The 17,562-nt window shown below is 65.3% G+C and carries 12 protein-coding genes; 11 read left to right on the top strand and 1 reads right to left on the bottom strand.

The window, feature by feature from the left end:
• The first annotated feature begins 247 nt into the window (after nucleotides 1-247).
• The 11 genes from WDM24_RS12965 to WDM24_RS13015 all read left to right on the top strand — a co-directional run bounded on the left by WDM24_RS12965 (nucleotide 248) and on the right by WDM24_RS13015 (nucleotide 15,842).
• Entirely contained in the window at nucleotides 248-1,393 is a 1,146-nt protein-coding gene (locus WDM24_RS12965) for an ABC transporter substrate-binding protein (RefSeq protein ID WP_338831508.1), read from the top strand.
• 73 nt (nucleotides 1,394-1,466) lie between these two features.
• The gene (locus WDM24_RS12970) at nucleotides 1,467-2,342 is read left to right on the top strand and encodes a branched-chain amino acid ABC transporter permease (RefSeq protein ID WP_029082157.1); all 876 of its coding nucleotides are present in this window, start codon (nucleotides 1,467-1,469) and stop codon (nucleotides 2,340-2,342) included.
• Nucleotides 2,339-4,111 carry a branched-chain amino acid ABC transporter ATP-binding protein/permease gene (locus WDM24_RS12975; protein WP_338831509.1) on the top strand — a complete coding sequence of 591 codons (1,773 nt, stop codon included), beginning with the start codon at nucleotides 2,339-2,341 and terminating at the stop codon, nucleotides 4,109-4,111. Before WDM24_RS12970 ends, WDM24_RS12975 begins: the two co-directional genes overlap by 4 nt.
• Nucleotides 4,111-4,839 (top strand): ABC transporter ATP-binding protein, encoded by a 729-nt coding sequence (locus WDM24_RS12980; RefSeq protein ID WP_026192494.1) that lies wholly within the window; start codon nucleotides 4,111-4,113, stop codon nucleotides 4,837-4,839. Before WDM24_RS12975 ends, WDM24_RS12980 begins: the two co-directional genes overlap by 1 nt.
• Before the next feature lie 36 nt (nucleotides 4,840-4,875).
• Nucleotides 4,876-5,961 carry a malate/lactate/ureidoglycolate dehydrogenase gene (locus WDM24_RS12985; RefSeq protein ID WP_338831511.1) on the top strand — a complete coding sequence of 362 codons (1,086 nt, stop codon included), beginning with the start codon at nucleotides 4,876-4,878 and terminating at the stop codon, nucleotides 5,959-5,961.
• A 47-nt stretch (nucleotides 5,962-6,008) separates the two neighbouring features.
• Nucleotides 6,009-6,785, top strand: a complete 777-nt coding sequence (locus WDM24_RS12990; protein ID WP_139481981.1) for an HpcH/HpaI aldolase family protein — start codon at nucleotides 6,009-6,011, stop codon at nucleotides 6,783-6,785.
• Nucleotides 6,786-6,965: 180 nt separating this feature from the next.
• Nucleotides 6,966-8,489, top strand: coding sequence for a UxaA family hydrolase (locus WDM24_RS12995; RefSeq protein ID WP_166297741.1), 1,524 nt, complete (start codon nucleotides 6,966-6,968; stop codon nucleotides 8,487-8,489).
• Nucleotides 8,490-8,502: 13 nt separating this feature from the next.
• A complete protein-coding gene (locus WDM24_RS13000) occupies nucleotides 8,503-9,006 on the top strand; it encodes a GDSL-type esterase/lipase family protein (RefSeq protein ID WP_338831513.1) in 504 nt (167 codons plus the stop codon).
• A 142-nt stretch (nucleotides 9,007-9,148) separates the two neighbouring features.
• Nucleotides 9,149-12,415, top strand: a complete 3,267-nt coding sequence (locus WDM24_RS13005; protein WP_338831514.1) for a transglutaminase family protein — start codon at nucleotides 9,149-9,151, stop codon at nucleotides 12,413-12,415.
• A gap of 20 nt (nucleotides 12,416-12,435) precedes the next feature.
• Nucleotides 12,436-14,967 carry a circularly permuted type 2 ATP-grasp protein gene (locus WDM24_RS13010; RefSeq protein WP_338831515.1) on the top strand — a complete coding sequence of 844 codons (2,532 nt, stop codon included), beginning with the start codon at nucleotides 12,436-12,438 and terminating at the stop codon, nucleotides 14,965-14,967.
• Complete coding sequence (locus WDM24_RS13015) at nucleotides 14,964-15,842, top strand: transglutaminase family protein (protein WP_166297736.1); 879 nt, start codon at nucleotides 14,964-14,966, stop codon at nucleotides 15,840-15,842. Before WDM24_RS13010 ends, WDM24_RS13015 begins: the two co-directional genes overlap by 4 nt.
• Before the next feature lie 145 nt (nucleotides 15,843-15,987).
• On the opposite strand, the gene WDM24_RS13020 is transcribed toward WDM24_RS13015, so the two are convergent.
• The gene (locus tag WDM24_RS13020) at nucleotides 15,988-17,490 is read right to left on the bottom strand and encodes a sensor domain-containing diguanylate cyclase (protein ID WP_338831516.1); all 1,503 of its coding nucleotides are present in this window, start codon (nucleotides 17,488-17,490) and stop codon (nucleotides 15,988-15,990) included.
• Nucleotides 17,491-17,562 lie beyond the last annotated feature (72 nt).

Consider the following 17,562-nt stretch of genomic DNA (forward strand, 5'->3'; position numbering starts at 1 on the left):
GTCGCTCGCAACAGGCATTTACGCACCGCCTGTGCCGAACTTTTGACTATTGCGTGCAATGTACAATCATGGTTAGCTGTCCCATACGCTTGGATTTGATGATCGTCGTTGCACGTCGGGTGCGCTGCAGCGGCGCTGATGTTTGTTCGTCACGCTGCGATTGCTGTGGACAGGGCAACGAGTCTACGCGTCCAGCTCGTCTCAACGCAGCCGACAAGCAAGTTCGGCGCAATACAGGGAGGATTGAATGAAACTGACGAGGCGTGAGTTTTCCGCCGGTTTGGCGGCAGGTCTCGCTGCTCCCGCGCTGATGCGGAGCGCTTGGGCGCAAGGCGCGACCATCAAGATCGGCATGTGCGTGCCGGTGACCGGACCGGCCGCGGAGCAGGGGCTGTGGGCACAGAACGGCGCCAAGCTGGCGCTGGCCGCGGTCAACAAGGCTGGCGGCGTGCTCGGCAAGCAGGTCGAACTGGTCATCGAGGACGACCAGACCACCAATCCGGGCATCGTGCTGGCCTTTTCCAAGCTCGCTGCGCAATCCGACATCGTCGCCTTCCTCGGCTCGATCCGCTCGACCCAGGTGCAGGCGATGGCGCCCGACGTGATCAAGGTCGGCAAGCCGGTGATGATCGGCGGCACCAATCCCGACCTTACCCATTCCGGCAATCCGTGGCTGTTCCGCTTCCGTCCGAATGACAATTATTCCGGCCGCGTGATCGCCGATTTCGGCGTCAACACGCTGGGCAAGAAGAAATGGGCGATCGTCCATTCCACCGATGCCTTCGGCACCGCGGGCGGCAAGGCGCTGTCAGAAGCGCTGACCAAGCTCGGCGCGCCGCCGGTGCTCGACCAGGGCTATGCCAACCAGAGCCAGGACTTCACCCCTGTGGTGCTGGCGGTGAAGCAGTCCGGCGCCGATGTGCTCGGCACCTACTTCACCTTCGAGAACGACCTCGGCATCTTTGCCCGGCAGCTGCGTCAGCTCGGCGTCAACATCCCCTGGGTCGGCTCGCCCTCGGTGGTGGCGGTCTCCTCGACCAAGCTCGCCGGCCCCGCGCTGTTCGGTACCTTCGGGGTCGCCGACTTCGCCGAAGACTCAAGCGACGCCGCAAAGACGTTCGGCAAGGCCTATCGCGATGCCTACAAGACCGCGCCCGACAACCAGAGCGCCTGGCCGTACGACGCGATCACCATCCTGTCGGCCGCGATCAACAAGGCGGGCTCGACCGATCCGAACAAGGTCCGCGACGCCATCCTGGCGACGCAGAAATTCGCCGGTGCCGAAGGCGAATATAATTTCGACAAGAACGGCGACGGTCTGCACGGCTACAACGTCGTGAAGAACGAGAAGGGCACGATCGTCTACGACAAGCACATCGACTTCAACGATTGATTGCGGATCGGCCTCGCCGTTGAACCCGGCGAGGCCGCTTCCCCCGCGCACACTGTTCTGATCGGGCGCTGTCATGGATCTGGTCCTACAACTTCTGTTCACGGGCATCGGCATCGGCGCGGTCTACGCGCTGGTCGCGCTCGGCTTCGTGCTGATCTTCCGCGCCACCAATGTGGTGAACTTCGCGCAAGGCGAATTCTCGATGGTCGCCGCCTATCTGATGGTGGTGTTCTCGGTCGATCTCGGCTGGCCTTACTGGCTGTCGTTTCTGATCGCGCTCGCCGGCATGGCGCTGTTCGGCGTCATCTTCAATCTCGGCGTCTACTATCCGCTGCGCCACCGCACCTATCTGCCTGTCATCATCGCCACCATCGGCGCCTCGATCCTGCTGTCGAACTCGGTGCTCGCGATCTACGGCCCGCAGCCGCAGGTGCTGCAGGGCTGGTTCGATACGCCCGGCATCCAGCTCGGCCCGGTCTATCTGGACAGCCAGTATCTTTTGATCATCGGCGTCACCATCCTGCTGGTGCTGTTCAATTTCTGGTTCTTCGAGAAGACGCTGCTCGGCAAGAAGCTGCAGGCGACCTCGCAGGACAAGGAGATGGCCTCGCTGCTCGGCATTTCCGTCTCCACCATGATCATGATCACCTTCATCTATTCGGCCGTGCTCGGCGGCCTCGCCGGCATTCTGGTCGCGCCCGTCCTGTTCGTCTCGATCCAGATGGGCTCGACGATTGCGCTGAAGGCGTTTGCCGCGACCATCATCGGCGGCTTCGGCGATGTCGCCGGCGCCATCGTCGGTGGGCTCGCGCTCGGCGTCATCGAGACGTTCGGCGCCGCCTACATCTCGGTGCCGTACAAGGACGGCTTTGCCTTCCTGGTGCTGATCGCCTTCCTGGTGTTCCGGCCGCAGGGCATCTTCGGCGAACGTGTCGCGGAGAAAGCATGAGCGCCAGCGACAACATGATCCCGGCGCCGGCCGTGCGCTCCAAGCCGCTGATCGTCCGTCATCTGCCGTATTTCGTCGGCGCCGCCGTACTGGTGGCGCTCGCCGCCGGCATGCGGTTCGACGGCTACATCCTCAACATCCTGCTGCAGGCCACGACCTTCTCGATCGCGGTGTTCGGGCTTTCGGTCGTGCTCGGCCTGTGCGGCCAGATCAACCTGGCGCAGGCCGCATTCTTCGGCTTCGGCGCTTATGCGGTCGGTCTCGGGACCGCCGACCTGCATTTGAACTTCTGGCTCTGCCTGGTTGCGGCCTGCGTCATCACGCCGGTCGCCGGCGCGTTCCTCGGCATGTCGACGCTGAGGCTGGGCGGGCATTACTTGGCCATGGTGACGATCTCGTTCCAGCAGATCGTGACGCTGGTGATGATCAATGCCATCGGCCTGACCCACGGGCCGGACGGTGTCGCCAATATTCGCCGGCCCGAACTGTTCCAGTCGTCGCAGAGCTATCTCGCCTTCTGCGTCGCGATGCTTGCGATCGTCGGCTATCTGGTCTGGCATCTGCCTGACACCAAGCTCGGCCGCGCCATGCGCGCGGTGCGCGACAATGAGCTCGCGGCTGGCGTCAACGGCATCGACGTGTTCCGCACCAAGATCTACGCGTTCGGGCTCTGCGCGCTGCTCGGCGGTCTGGCCGGCGGCCTGTTCGCCGGCGGCTTTGCCTATGTCAGCCCGGACCAGTTCTCGTTCGCGGAATCGATCGTATTCCTGACCATGTCGCTGCTCGGCGGCGTGGCCTCGCCGATCGGCTCGGTGATCGGCACCGGGCTGTTGATCCTGATCCCGGAATGGTTGCGCTTCCTGAAGAGCGTGCCGGGACTTTATCTGGCGATCTACGGCCTGTCGGTGATCCTGATCATCCGCTTCATGCCCGACGGCATCTGGGGCTTCGTGTCTGATGCCTTCACGCGCTTGCGGGCGAAGGCCAAGGCGCCGCCGGCTGCGGCTGCCTTGCAGCTCAAGCCCGCGACGACAGGCGGCGACATCGTGCTCGAGGTGACCGGGCTCTCGAAGCATTTCGGCGGCCTGAAAGCGGTCGACGGCGTCGACATCGCGGTGAAGCGCGGCGGCGTGCATGCGCTGATCGGACCCAACGGCTCCGGCAAGACCACGACGCTGAACGTGTTGTCCGGCCTCTACAAGGCAACTGCCGGCAAGATCGTGCTCGACGGCACCGACATCACCAATATGGCGCCGCATCAGCGCACGGCGGCGGGTCTCGGCCGCACCTTCCAGAACATCCGCCTGTTCCGCTCGATGACGGCGCTGGAGAATGTCGAGATCGGCGCCGAGCGGCCCGGCAACACCATGATCGGGAAGGGCGAGGACGCGCTGACAGAGCGGGCGATGGAAGCATTGACCTTCGTCGGCCTCGGCAATCGCGCCAACGAGCTGATCTCAAGCTTCTCCTACGGCCACCAGCGCCTGATCGAGATCGCGCGGGCGCTGGCGTCGAACCCGACGCTGCTGCTGCTCGACGAGCCGGCCGCTGGCCTCAACTCGACCGAGAAGCTCGAGCTGCACGAGCTGCTGAAGCGCATCGCAGCGCAAGGCCTCACCATCCTGATCATCGATCACGACATGACGCTGGTCTCGGAAGCCGCCCAGCACATCACCGTGCTGAACTTCGGACGCCGCATCGCGGACGGCGAGTCGATGGCGGTGCTGCGCCATCCCGACGTCGTCTCCGCCTATCTCGGGAGCGAATGATGCCGCTGCTCGAAATCCGCAATCTCGTGGTCCGCTACGGCGAGATCGAGGCGCTGCGCGGCGTCACCATCGCCGTGGAGCAGGGGCAGGTGGTCACGCTGCTGGGCGCCAACGGCGCCGGCAAGTCGACCACGCTGCGTGCGATCTCAGGTCTCGCCAAGCCCGCCTCCGGCGACATCATGTTCGACGGTCACTCGATCGCCGGCCTCGGGCCGGAGGCGATCGTGCGGCTCGGCATCTCGCATGTGCCGGAAGGTCGCCGCGTGTTCCCGGGCCTCACCGTGAAAGAGAACATCATGCTCGGCGCGTCGAACCGGAAGGTATCGGCGTCGCAGATCTCGCGCGAGGCCGACGCGATGTTCGACCTGTTTCCGGACATCCGTGCCTTTTCCAACGCGCTCGGCTGGACATTGTCCGGCGGCCAGCTGCAGATGGTCGCGGTGGCGCGCGGCCTGATGGCCAAGCCGCGATTGTTGCTACTGGACGAGCCCTCGCTCGGGCTGGCGCCTGTCATCGTGCAGGCGGTGTTCCGCATCATTTCGCAGATCAGGAAGGACACCACGGTCTTGCTCGTCGAGCAAAATGCGCGCATGGGACTTTCAGTCGCCGATCACGGTTTTGTCCTCGAGACCGGGCGGATCGTGCTGGGCGGCAAGCCTGACGAATTGTGGGGCAACGAAGCCATCGCCGCGGCCTATCTCGGCGGCCACGCCAAAACCCACGCCTAACAACGCACCGTGCTTTATCAAGCGAGCTAGTCTTTCATGGTCACCATCAAGGTCGATAACCTCATCAACTTCGTCTCCGAAGTGTTTTCGCATTCGGAGTCCGCTCCGGACGAGGCGAAGCGCATCGCGACTTACCTGACGACGGCAAACCTCACCGGCCACGACAGCCATGGCGTGATCCGTGTGCCGGTCTATGTCAGGTGGAAGAAGATGGGCTCGATCGTGCCGAACCAGACCCCCGAGGTCGTGGTCGACACGGCCTCGCTTGCGGTGGTCGACGGCAAGTTCGGCTATGGCCAGACCGTCACGCCGATTGCGGTCAAGCTCGGCATCGAAAAGTGCAAGAAGGCAGGCCTCGCCGCGGTCGCGCTGCGCAACTCCGGCCATCTCGGCCGCGTCGGCGACTGGGCCGAAATGGCCGCCGCCGAAGGTCTGGTCTCGATCCATTTCGTGACTGCGGCGGGCTCGCTGCTGGTCGCGCCTTGCGGTGGCGTCGAGAAGCGGCTGTCGACCGCGCCATATTGCGTCGGCATTCCGCGCCAGGGCCAGGATCCGATCGTGCTCGATTTCGCCACCTCCGTTGTCGCGGAAGGCAAGGTGCTGGTGGCGAGCCGCGGCGGCAAGAAGCTGCCGCATGGCGCGCTGGTCGATGCCGACGGCACGCTGAGCGAAGATCCGCACGTGCTGTATGGTCCGTACACGCCAGACGGGCCGCGCGACCACACCAAGGGGACCGGCGCGATCCGCGCCTTCGGCGATCACAAGGGCTCGGGCCTTGCCTTCATCTGCGAGCTGCTCGGTGGCGCGCTGACCGGCACCGGCGCGACGTCGTCGGACCGGCGCTTCGCCAACGGCATGATGGCGTTCTACATCGATCCCAAGGTGATCGACACCAGCAATTTCTTCGATGGCGAGATCACCCGCTACACCGATTTCATCCGCGCCACCAAACCGATTGCGGGCACAGAGTCCGTGCTGGTTCCAGGTGATCCCGAGCGGAAAACCCGCGCCGACCGCACCAAAAACGGCATCCCCTTGCCTGACGACACCTGGGCGGCGATAGTGAACACCGCGCGCGAAGTCGGCGTCAGCGAAGTCTCGATCCAGCGGGCGACCAGCTGAGGTCCGCCCTCCAAGAAACCTGAAGAAACACAAAGGAAACGTGATCAATGGCAAACAAGGTCAAGCAGGTCTGGGCATCGGGCAAGGCGGTGGTGAACGCGTGGCTCGCGATCCCCTCCGGGTTTTCGGCCGAAGTAATCGCGCAGTGCGGCTTCGACAGCGTCACCGTCGACATGCAGCATGGCGTGCAGGATTATCTCTCGATGGTGCAGTGCTTCCAGTCGATGCATGCCCATCCGGTGACGCCGATGGTCCGCGTGCCCTGGAACGAGCCGGGCATCATCGGAAAGGTGCTGGACGGCGGCGCCTATGGCGTGATCTGCCCGATGGTCAACACGCCGCAGGAAGCCAAGAACCTCGTCTCCTATGCGAAGTATCCGCCGAAGGGCGTGCGCTCCAATGGCCCGATCCGCGCCGGCATGTATGGTTCCGCCGGCACCTATCAGCAGACGGCGAATGACGAGATCGTGCTGCTGCCGATGATGGAGACCAAGACCGCGGTCGAGAACATGGAAGCGATCCTCGATGTCGAAGGCATCGACGGCGTCTATATCGGCCCGTCCGATCTCGGCTTCTCCTATGGTCTGGTGCCGAAGCTCGATCGCGACGAGCCCGAGATCCTCAAGATCTACGAGAAGATCATCAAGGAATGCGGCAAGCGTGGCCTCAACCCCGGCATCCACTGCTCCGGCGCCGATGGCGCAGTGCGCGCGATCAACATGGGCTTCAAGCTCGTGACGCTGTCGAACGAAGTCGGCCTGATGCAGACCTACGCCAAGATGCAGGTCAACGCGACCCGCGAGAAGTCCGGCGGCAAAGCCTGATTGTCACTTCTCCCTCGCCGCGCTCTTGCGGGGAGAGGGTTGGGGTGAGGAGCCTCTATCCGGCGAGCACCATCGTTGGAATTGACATTGTGCCTTGCCCCTCACCCGGATCGCTGACGCGATCCGACCTCTCCCCGCAAAAGGGCGGAGAGAGCTGAAGAACTCCGAAGGAGAACTCCCATGGCCTCGGCACAAGTGATCCGCCTGCACGCCGACGACAGCGTCCTGATCGCACGCGCGAGCCTGCCGCCGGGGCTCGAGGTGGCCGACGGTGTCACCACGGTCGACCGCATTCCGGCCGGCCACAAGGTCGCGATCAAGCCGATCGCGTCAGGTGAGCCGATCAGGCGCTACGGCCAGATCATCGGCTTTGCGACGCAGCCGATCGCGCCCGGCCAGCACGTGCATACGCAGAACTGCGGCATGGGCGACTTTGCCAAGGACTATGCCTATGGTGTCGACGTCAAGCCGGTGCCGAATTTCGATCTGCCGGCGACCTTCGAGGGCATCCGCCGTGCCGACGGCCGCGTCGCCACCCGCAACTATATCGGCATCCTCACCTCGGTGAATTGCAGCGCCCATGTCGCCGGCATCGTCGCCGACATGTTCAAGAAGAATCCGTTCACCGGCGACAACCCGCTCGCCGATTTCCCGAATGTCGACGGCGTCGTCGCGCTGACCCACAAGACCGGTTGCGGCATGACCCAGGACGAGCCCCTGGCGCTGCTCCGCCGCACGCTCGGCGGCTATGCGCGGCACGTCAATTTCTCCAACGTCATCGTGCTCGGCCTCGGCTGCGAGGTGAACCAGATCGGCGGGTTGATGCAGGAGCAGAAGCTCGCCGGCCGGCTGCGCGCGATGGACATCCAGGAGGTCGGCGGCACGCGCAAGACCGTGGAAGCCGGCGTTGCCTTCGTGAAGGAAGCACTCACCGATGCCAACAAGGTCAAGCGCGAGGCGGTGCCGGCGAGTGAGCTCACCGTAGCGCTGCAATGCGGCGGCTCGGATGGTTACTCCGGTGTGTCGGCCAATCCGGCGCTCGGCGCCGCGAGCGATCTGCTGGTCCGTCACGGCGGCACCGTGATCCTCTCGGAAACGCCGGAGACCTACGGCGCCGAGCATCTGTTGACCCGCCGCGCCGTCAGCCGCGAGGTCGGCGAGAAGCTGGTCGGCCTGATGCGCTGGTGGGAGGAATACACCCAGCGCGAGGGTGCCGAGATGAATGCCAATCCGAGCCCGGGCAACAAGGCCGGCGGCCTCACCACGATCCTTGAGAAGTCGCTCGGCGCGATGGCGAAGGCCGGCAGCACCAACCTCGTCGACGTGCTGCACTATGCCGAGCCTGTCACCAAGAAGGGTTTTGTGTTCATGGACACGCCCGGTTACGACCCGGTCGCCGCGACCGGGCAGGTCGCCGGCGGCGCCAACCTCGTCTGTTTCACCACCGGCCGCGGCAGCGTGTTCGGCTGCAAGCCCGCGCCGTCGATCAAGCTTGCGACCAACACGCCGATGTACAAGCGGATGGAAGACGACATGGACGTCAATTGCGGCACCATCCTCGACGGCGAGGAGAGCGTGCAGGAATGCGGCCAGCGCATCTTCGACCTCATCCTCAAGACCGCCTCGGGCCAGCCGACCAAGAGCGAGAGTTTTGATTTCGGCGGCGCCGAGTTCGCGCCCTGGGTACTCGGCGCGACGATGTAGGTGCGGAGGACACATGCGCGGGCGTCGATTCGGAACGATTGGATGCCTCGCATTTCTGGCCGCCTTGAGTGTTGGCGTCGGTTCGGCTGACGCCGCAAACATTGTCGCGCTTGGCGCGAGCAATACCTACGGCAAGGGCGTGGCGCGCAACCAGGCCTATCCCGCGCAGCTCGAAGCGATCTTGCGGGCGAAGGGATTGAACGTCCGCGTCGTGAACGCCGGCATCAATGGCGACACCACGGAAGGGATGCTGCAACGCCTGGACCGGGCCGTCCCGAACGGCACCAGTGCGGTTATCTTGCAGCCGGGCGGCAATGATCGGCGCAAGGGCAGCCCTGACCGGACAGCCGATATTCAAAGTCGCCTCAGTGCCTGTGGCATCGCGGTGATCATGCTCTCCAACGGGATGTTGAGCGGTCTCCCCCATCAGCCCGACGGCCAGCATTTGACCCCCGAGGGCTATCATATGCTCGCCCAGTCGCTGGCTTCGCAGGTGTCTGGGGCGATCGGCCGCTAGCCGGTGAGGGTCTCCGGCCGCGCCAATTGCTGACATCGGGACAACGCGCGGATATTTCCTGGGCAATCGCTGCCCGTTGTTAGTGCTTGATGTCGACCGGCAGCAGTGTTCTGCTCAAAAAAGCTGCTGGAGTCCTCGGTCCGTGTCGATCTTCGTCGCACTGCATCACGTCACGCACTACAAATACGACCGGCCGATCGATCTCGGGCCCCAGACCATTCGGCTCCGGCCCGCGCCGCATACCCGCACGCCGATCCTGAGCTACTCGCTCAAGGTCACGCCATCAAATCACTTCGTGAACTGGCAGCAGGATCCGCAGGGCAACTGGCTGGCGCGCTACGTCTTTCCGGAGAAGACGACCGAGCTCAAGGTCGAGGTCGACTTCACCGCCCAGATGACGGTGGTCAATCCGTTCGACTTCTTCGTCGAGCCCTATGCCAGCAGCTTTCCGTTCGAATACGACGGCGATCTCAAGATCGAGCTCGCGCCCTATCTGGAAACGGACGAGCCCGGGCCGTTGCTCGCCGCCTACCTGAAGGACATTCCGCGCAAGGCCGATAGCACGGTCAATTTCCTGGTCGAACTGAACGCGCAGCTGCAGAAGAAAATCAGCTACGTGATCCGGATGGAGGCCGGCATCCAGACGCCGGAGGAGACGCTTGCCGCCGGCTCCGGCTCCTGCCGCGATTCGGCGTGGCTCTTCATCCAGGCGCTGCGCCATCTCGGGCTCGCCGCGCGTTTCGTCTCCGGCTATCTCATCCAGATAAGGCCGGACATCGATCCGATCGAAGGACCGCGCGAGGTCGAGAGCGATTTCACCGACCTGCACGCCTGGGCCGAAGTCTATCTGCCGGGCGCGGGCTGGATCGGCTTCGACGTCACCTCCGGCATGCTGACAGGCGAGGGGCACATTCCGGTCTGTGCCACGCCGCACTACCGCTCGGCCGCGCCGGTGACCGGCACCGCAGGCTTCGCCAATACCGAGTTCGGCTTCGAGATGACCGTCAAGCGGATCCGCGAGGCGCCGCGGATCACGAGGCCGTTTTCGGATGATTCCTGGGCGCGGCTCGACCGGCTCGGCGAGGAGGTCGATGCCGACCTGACGAAGGACGATGTGCGGCTGACCATGGGCGGCGAGCCGACTTTTGTTTCGGTCGACGATCTGGAATCTCCGGAGTGGAACGTCGCCGCGGTTGGCCCGACCAAGCGCGCACTCGCCGACGAATTGATCCGTAAGCTGCGCACCCGGTTCGCGCCCGGCGGCCTGCTGCATTACGGCCAGGGCAAATGGTATCCCGGCGAAAGCCTGCCGCGCTGGGCGTTCGGCCTCTATTGGCGCAAGGACGGCAAGCCGATCTGGAACAATGCCGACCTGATCGCTTCAGTCGAAAATCCGCGCAAAGCTGAGATCGCAGACGCAGAGCGCTTCGCAATCGGCATCGCCGCGCGGCTTGGCCTGAAGGCGGACTACGTCATGCCGGCCTTTGAGGACACTGCGTTCTGGCTCGAGCGCGAGGCAGGCCTGCCGGCCAATGTGAGCCCGGCCAACTCCAAATTGGCCGATCCGGAAGAGCGCGCACGGATCGCGCGGGTGTTTGACGAGGGGCTGACGTCACCGAAGGGCTTTGCGCTGCCGATCCAGCGCTGGTCTCCGCTCGGCGACCGCGTGCCGGCGCGCTGGCGTAGCGAGCGCTGGAAGATCCGGCGCAGCCATTTGTTCCTCTTTCCGGGCGATTCCCCCCTGGGCTTGCGCCTTCCGATCGGCTCGCTCGAACACGTCCCGCCCGATGATTTTCCCTATGTCGTCGAGCAGGACCCGATGGCACCACGCGATGCACTGGGGGAGATCGATCCGGAGCTGAAGCAGGCACTCAAGGACATTGAAGAGCCGCTGCCGGTGCGCACCGCGATGTCGATCGAGGTGCGCGACGGCGTGCTGTGCGCCTTCATGCCGCCGGTCGAGAAGGTCGAGGATTATCTCGAGCTGATCGCCGCGATCGAAGCCGCCGCCGAGGAACTGCAACTGCAAGTCCACGTCGAGGGCTACGCACCGCCGTTCGATCCGCGCATCGAGGTGATCAAGGTGACGCCGGACCCCGGCGTGATCGAGATCAACGTGCAGCCGGCGCAAAGCTGGCGCGAGGCTGTCGATATCACCCTCGGCCTTTATGAGGATTCCGCGAAGACGCGGCTAGGGGCCAACCGTTTCCTGATCGATGGCCGCCACACCGGCACCGGCGGCGGCAACCACATCGTGGTCGGCGGCAGCAAGCCTGAGGACTCGCCGTTCCTGCGCCGGCCCGATCTGCTGAAGAGCCTCGTGCTGTACTGGCAGCGGCATCCGTCGCTGTCCTATTTGTTCTCCGGCATGTTCATCGGCCCGACCAGTCAGGCGCCGCGCATCGACGAGGCGCGGCATGATGGGCTCTATGAGCTCGAGATCGCGCTGTCGCACGTGCCGCCGGCGGGCATGGACGCGCCGCTGTGGCTGGTCGACCGGCTGTTCCGGCATATCCTCGTCGATATCACCGGCAACACCCATCGCGCGGAAATCTGCATCGACAAGCTCTACTCGCCCGACGGCCCGACCGGCCGGCTCGGCCTGGTCGAATTCCGCGCGCTCGAAATGCCGCCCGATCCGCGGATGTCGCTGGCGCAGCAGCTTCTGATCCGCGCGCTGATCGCAAAACTGTGGCGCGAGCCACAGCAGGGCAAATTCGTGCGCTGGGGCACCGCGCTGCATGACCGCTTCATGCTGCCGCATTTTCTCTGGGAGGATTTCCTCGGCGTACTCGCCGAGCTCAAGCAGTCCGGCTACGACGTCGAACCGGAATGGTATCAGGCCCAGCTCGAATTCCGTTTCCCTGTCTTCGGTCGCGTCCATCACGGCGGCGTCGGTCTGGAGTTGCGGCAGGCGCTCGAGCCCTGGCACGTGCTCGGCGAGGAGGGCACTGCGGGCGGCACCGTGCGCTACGTCGATTCCTCGGTCGAGCGTCTGCAGGTGAAGGCGACCGGATTCGTCGAGGGCCGCCACGTCATCACCTGCAACGGCAGGCGGATGCCGATGACCGAGACCGGCCGCGCCGGCGAGGCGGTCGCCGGCGTCCGCTTCAAGGCCTGGCAGCCGGCCTCCGGGCTGCATCCGACCATTCCGGTGCACGCGCCGCTGACGTTTGATCTGATCGATACCTGGAACGGCCGCTCGCTCGGCGGCTGCGTCTATCACGTCGCCCATCCCGGCGGCCGCAACTACGAGACCAAGCCGGTCAATTCCTACGAGGCCGAGGCGCGGCGGCTGGCGCGCTTCCAGGATCATGGCCATACCCCCGGCAGGATCGAGACACCGCCGGAGGAACGCACAATTGAGTTTCCCTTGACCCTCGACTTGCGGTCGCTGCTCCTGCACTAATTGTGTCAAGGGGAAGTGGAATGACCGTATCGGGTGGGCAAGGCAGCAGTCAGGAGAGCAGGGCCCGTCCCGGTCAGCGCCGGATGGCGCAGTGGACCCGTGACTATGTCCGGCTGCCCGGCATTCCCGACGAATATATTGCCGAGAACGGCGCACCGCGGCCGGTCTGGGCCCGCTTCTTCGATGCCTTTGCCGCGCTGTCGCCGGCCGATATCGAGCGCCGCTTTGCCTCCGCCGACCGTCATCTGCGCGAGGCCGGCGTCACCTATCGCGCGCCCGGCGACACCTCGGACCGGATCTGGCCGCTCAGTCATCTGCCGCTGATCATCGACGCGGCCGACTGGCGGCAGCTCGCCGCCGGCGTCGCGCAACGCGCACAGCTTCTGGAAATGGTGCTGCGGGATCTCTACGGCGAGGGCCGCCTCGTCGCCGATGGCGCGATTCCTGCGGCGGCGATCGCCGGCAGCAGCGAGTATCTGCGCGCGGTCAGCGGCGTCAAGCCGCCGGGTGGCCGCTATCTGCATCTTTATGCCGCCGACATCGGCCGCGGGCCTGACGGCCGCTGGTGGGTGCTCGGCGATCGCACCCAGGCGCCGTCGGGCGCCGGCTATGCGCTGGAAAACCGCCTGGTGCTGTCGCGCGCCTTTTCCAATCTCTACAAGTCGATGAATGTCGAGCGCGTCGCGCCGTTCTTCGAGGCCTTCCGCGATTCGCTTCGCGCCAGCGCCGACCGCGACGAACCGCGGATCGGCCTGCTGACGCCGGGCGCCTTCAGCGAGACCTATTTCGAGCATGCCACGCTCGCGCGCTATCTCGGCTTCCTGCTGGTCGAGGGTGACGATCTCGCGGTCTCCGGCGACCGCATCCATATCCGCACCGTCGCCGGGCTGAAGCGGCTCGACGTGCTGCTGCGCCGGGTCGATTCCAACATGCTCGATCCGCTCGAGCTCGACGCGTCCTCCTATCTCGGTGTGCCCGGCCTCGTCGAGGTCCTGCGCAAGGGCGGTGTCGTGGTCGCCAACACGCCGGGCTCGGGCGTGCTGGAAGCGCGGGCGCTGCTCGGCTTCCTGCCCAATCTCTGCCGCCGTCTGCTCTCCGAAGACCTGATGATGCCGCACATCGCGACCTGGTGGTGCGGCCAGAAGTCCGCCCGCGAAGAGGTGCTGTCGCGGCTCGACGAGTTCGCGATCGAGGGCGCCTATGGCCGCGGCGTTCCGGATTTTCCCGGCCACGGGCCGGTGCTCCCCGGCGAATTGTCGGCGGCGGACCGCGATCGCCTGAAGGACGCGATCAGCCATCGCGGCATCGACTATGCCGGCCAGGAACTGGTGCGGCTGTCGACCACGCCGGTGTGGGAAAACGGCCGCATCGCGCCGCGCCCGTTCGTGCTGCGGGTGTTCGCGGCGGCGACGCCGAACGGCTGGACCGTGTTGCCCGGCGGCTTCTGCCGGATTGCCGATCGGGCGGATGCGCGCGCGGTGTCGATGGGCGATGGCGCGGTGTCCGCCGACGTCTGGGTGGTCTCCGACAAGGCGGTCGCGACCTCGACCTTGCTGCCGGCGGTCGACACCGTGCGTATCCGCCGCATTGCCGGCGTGCTGCCGAGCCGCGCCGCCGACAATCTGTTCTGGCTCGGCCGCTATCTGGAGCGTGCCGAGGCCACCATCCGGCTGATCCGCGCGCTGTGCACGCCGCTGCGCGATCCCGCGCGAGCGAATTCGACCGGCGCCGCGCCGGCGATGCATTCGACCGAGCGCATCCAGCGCATGCTGGTCGCCTGGGGCGCGGCCTCGCAGACCGCGCGCGCCAATCCCGCCAAGGTCGCGCTCGAGGCGTTGCAGAACGAGGAGAAGTTCGGCTCGGCGCTGTCGCTGGTGCGATCGGCGCAACGCACCGCGACCTCGCTCCGCGAGCGGCTGTCGCCGGATGCCTGGCAGGTCATCACCGAGATGGCCGAGCGGCTCGCGATCGAGGTGCATGACGACGACGGCGTCGTCAGCGCCGCCGAGCTGACCTTGCAGGAGCTCGCAAGCTTCGCCGGCCTCGCGCAGGAGAACATGAACCGCGCCGCCGGCTGGCGCTTCCTCGAGATGGGCCGCCGCGCCGAGCGCGCCATCAACACCACGCGCTTTGCCCGCCAGTTCGCCTATGACGAAGCCGGCGACGAGGATCTCGACGTCCTGCTCACGCTGGTCGACTGCCAGATCACCTACCGCTCGCGCTATCTGGTGCAGCCGCTGCTCACGCCGGTGCGGGATCTCGCGGTGCTCGACCCCTACAACCCGCGCTCGGTCGCATTCCAGGTCGCCGCGCTGAACGAGCATATCGCGGCGCTGCCGAGCCTGAAGGAGCACGGCCTGATCGAGCGGCCGCAGCGGCTCGCAGTCGCCGTGGAGGCGATGTTGACGACGGCGGAAGCGGCCAGCCTCGACGTCAAGACGCTGTTCGCGCTGGAGCAGGACCTGCTCAACATCGCCGATGCGGTCGGGCTGCATTATTTCCCGCATGGACCGAACGCCAGCCGGCCGGAGAAGCTCACGGGGCTGGCGTGATCTACGACATCCGTCACGTCACGACCTACAGCTATGAGACCCAGGTCAGCTTCGCGCGCTGCTCGCTGCGGCTGGAGCCGGTCAGCGGCGACGGGCAACAGCTGATCTCGCATTCGGTCGATATCCGCCCCAAGCCCGCGGAGCGCACCGTGCGGCGCGACTTCTTCGGCACGCTGACCGAAAGCGTCCTGATCGAGGCCGCGCATCGCAGCCTTCGCATCGATTCCCGCTCGCGGGTCTCGGTGGCGCGGCAGCCGCCGGCGCGTGGCGCCGCGAGCCCGCCCTGGGAGAGCGTGCGCGATCACGCGTTCGAAGGGGTGAGCCTCGGTGCGGCCTCGCCGGTCGGCTACGTCTTTGCCAGCGCGCTGGTGCCGGTGCTGCGGCCGGTGACGGCCTACGCCTCCGCGAGCTTCTTGCCCGGTGGCGGCATCCTCGCCGGCGCGGCCGACCTGATGCGCCGCATCCGCAGCGACTTCAAATACGATCCCAAGGCGACCGTGATCTCGACACCGCTTCGCGACGTGTTCGAGAAGCGCCATGGCGTCTGCCAGGATTTTGCCCATGTGATGATCGCAGGCCTGCGCGGCCTCGGCCTGCCCGCGGCCTATGTCTCAGGCTATCTGCGCACCATTCCGCCGCCGGGCCAGCCGCGGCTGCAGGGCGCGGACGCAACCCATGCCTGGGTGTCGGTCTGGTGCGGCAGCGAGCTCGGCTGGGTCGGGTTCGATCCGACCAACGATCTCATGGTCGCCAACGACCACATTATTCTCGCCATCGGCCGCGACTTCGCCGACGTCTCGCCGGTCGACGGCGTCATCGTCGGCGCGCGCAAGCAAAAGCTCAGCGTCGCGGTCGACGTGCTGCCGGTGGAGTGAGCGGGGGGCGGTCGCGCGTTCGACCGCGCTAGAGCCTTTTCCGTTCCGATGGAATCGGAACGGGGCTCTAGATTCTTGTTTTGACGCGTTTTCTTAACGCGAACCGGTATCCACTTCGCTCGAAAACGCTCTAGCGTGATCTCGATCAGGCGACGTGCCGCTTGCCCGATTTATCCCACCCGATGGGACTGACGACGACGCGGTCGCGGCCTTCATGCTTGGCCTGATAGAGCGCGAGGTCCGCGGCCTTGAGCAGATCGCGCGATGTGCGCTCGTGATCAGGGACGAGGCAAGACAATCCGATGCTGACGGTCGGTAACTCATGCTCGGATTCGCGCGCAGCCGTCAGCTTTGCGCGAATCTTTTCGGCAACTTCCAATGCGCCCGCCTTGCCGATGCCAGGCAGCAGCACCGAGAACTCGTCACCGCCATAACGCGCGCCGAGATCGGTTGCGCGCTTTGTGCTGGCTGCGATGCAGCGCCCCACGGTGGCGAGCACGGCGTCGCCGGCCTGATGTCCGTAGGTGTCGTTGAACGCCTTGAAATGATCGACGTCGATCATCAGAAGCGAGACCGGCGCCTTTGCGCGCATGCCGCGACGCCATTCGACGTCAAGGGTATCGTCGAGGCGGCGGCGGTTGGCGAGACCGGTCAGTGCATCGGTGCTCGCGAGGTGTGCGAGCCGGTCTTCCGCGGCGGCGCGTCGTTTGAGCGCGGCCAGCAGATAGAACATCAGGATGATCGCGAAGCCGCCGAGCGCGGCCACCACGCCGCCGATCAGCCACAGCTGCTGCCACCAGTCGGCATAGATGCCGTCGAGTGAGAGACCCTCGGCGATGATCAGGAGGCGGTGTCCGACCTCCTGAAAGATATAGAGCCGGTTGACATGGTCGACGACCGATTTCGTCATGTAGGAGCCGGACTGCCGTGCCGGATACTGTTTGAAGACCAGGGAGTCCTTGATGCTTTGCCCGATCTTGCTGATGTCGAACGGTGCCCGCATCACCATGACGCCATCAGTGTTGAACAACGCCATGCTATCGCCGGCGCCGAAATTCAGTTTGCGAAACAGATTGTGGAAATAGCTGAGCCGCATGCTGCCGGCGACCACGCCGGCGAAAGACCCGTCGTCATTGCTGATGCGGCGGCTCAGGCTGATCAAATATTCGCCGTCCGAAGTGACCCACGGAGGACTGATGAACAGTCCGCTGTCCGCTCGCGTCCGATGTGCCCGGAAGAAGTCCCGATCTGCGAAATTTGCGGCCCGCGGCGTCAATGTTCTGGAATCGCGCGTGACGTCTCTTGCTGCATTCAGCACGAGGATCGAGCCGAGATCCTTGGCCGTGGCGGCGCGGTCGAACAGCACGACCTGGCGAAGCTCGGGACTGATCTTGCCGAGCTCCGGCAGCTTGACGCCGTCGGCGACAGCCTGCAGCGAGAGATCATAGAGCTCGATGGTGCGGTCGATCTCGCTGGCGATGGAGGCGATGAGGTTGGTCGCGCCTTCCTTCGCATGCCGGTAGTCCTTGTCCGCCATCTCCCAGAGAATGGCGGCGCAGATCCCCGAAAAGCACAGGATGAGGCCTATTCCGAGCGCGAGCAGCCGTTTGGTCGGCACCGCCTTCGGCTTTTGTACAAGCCCGTTCATTGCTCGCTTCCACTTCCCCGCGCCCCCGCGCTCCGGGACTTTTTATAGGGGGATCAAATTGAGAAAGGCGGC

Source organism: Bradyrhizobium sp. 27S5, assembly GCF_037217225.1.
GTDB classification, from domain to species: Bacteria; Pseudomonadota; Alphaproteobacteria; order Rhizobiales; family Xanthobacteraceae; genus Bradyrhizobium; species Bradyrhizobium septentrionale.

What these genes read in the sequence shown, in the direction of transcription:
- WDM24_RS12965 (WP_338831508.1), top strand. Translation starts at nt 248, where the DNA reads ATGAAACTGACGAGGCGTGAGTTTTCCGCCGGTTTGGCGGCAGGTCTC.
- WDM24_RS12970 (WP_029082157.1), top strand. Translation starts at nt 1,467, where the DNA reads ATGGATCTGGTCCTACAACTTCTGTTCACGGGCATCGGCATCGGCGCG.
- WDM24_RS12975 (WP_338831509.1), top strand. Translation starts at nt 2,339, where the DNA reads ATGAGCGCCAGCGACAACATGATCCCGGCGCCGGCCGTGCGCTCCAAG.
- WDM24_RS12980 (WP_026192494.1), top strand. Translation starts at nt 4,111, where the DNA reads ATGCCGCTGCTCGAAATCCGCAATCTCGTGGTCCGCTACGGCGAGATC.
- WDM24_RS12985 (WP_338831511.1), top strand. Translation starts at nt 4,876, where the DNA reads ATGGTCACCATCAAGGTCGATAACCTCATCAACTTCGTCTCCGAAGTG.
- WDM24_RS12990 (WP_139481981.1), top strand. Translation starts at nt 6,009, where the DNA reads ATGGCAAACAAGGTCAAGCAGGTCTGGGCATCGGGCAAGGCGGTGGTG.
- WDM24_RS12995 (WP_166297741.1), top strand. Translation starts at nt 6,966, where the DNA reads ATGGCCTCGGCACAAGTGATCCGCCTGCACGCCGACGACAGCGTCCTG.
- WDM24_RS13000 (WP_338831513.1), top strand. Translation starts at nt 8,503, where the DNA reads ATGCGCGGGCGTCGATTCGGAACGATTGGATGCCTCGCATTTCTGGCC.
- WDM24_RS13010 (WP_338831515.1), top strand. Translation starts at nt 12,436, where the DNA reads ATGACCGTATCGGGTGGGCAAGGCAGCAGTCAGGAGAGCAGGGCCCGT.
- WDM24_RS13020 (WP_338831516.1), bottom strand. Translation starts at nt 17,490, where the DNA reads ATGAACGGGCTTGTACAAAAGCCGAAGGCGGTGCCGACCAAACGGCTG.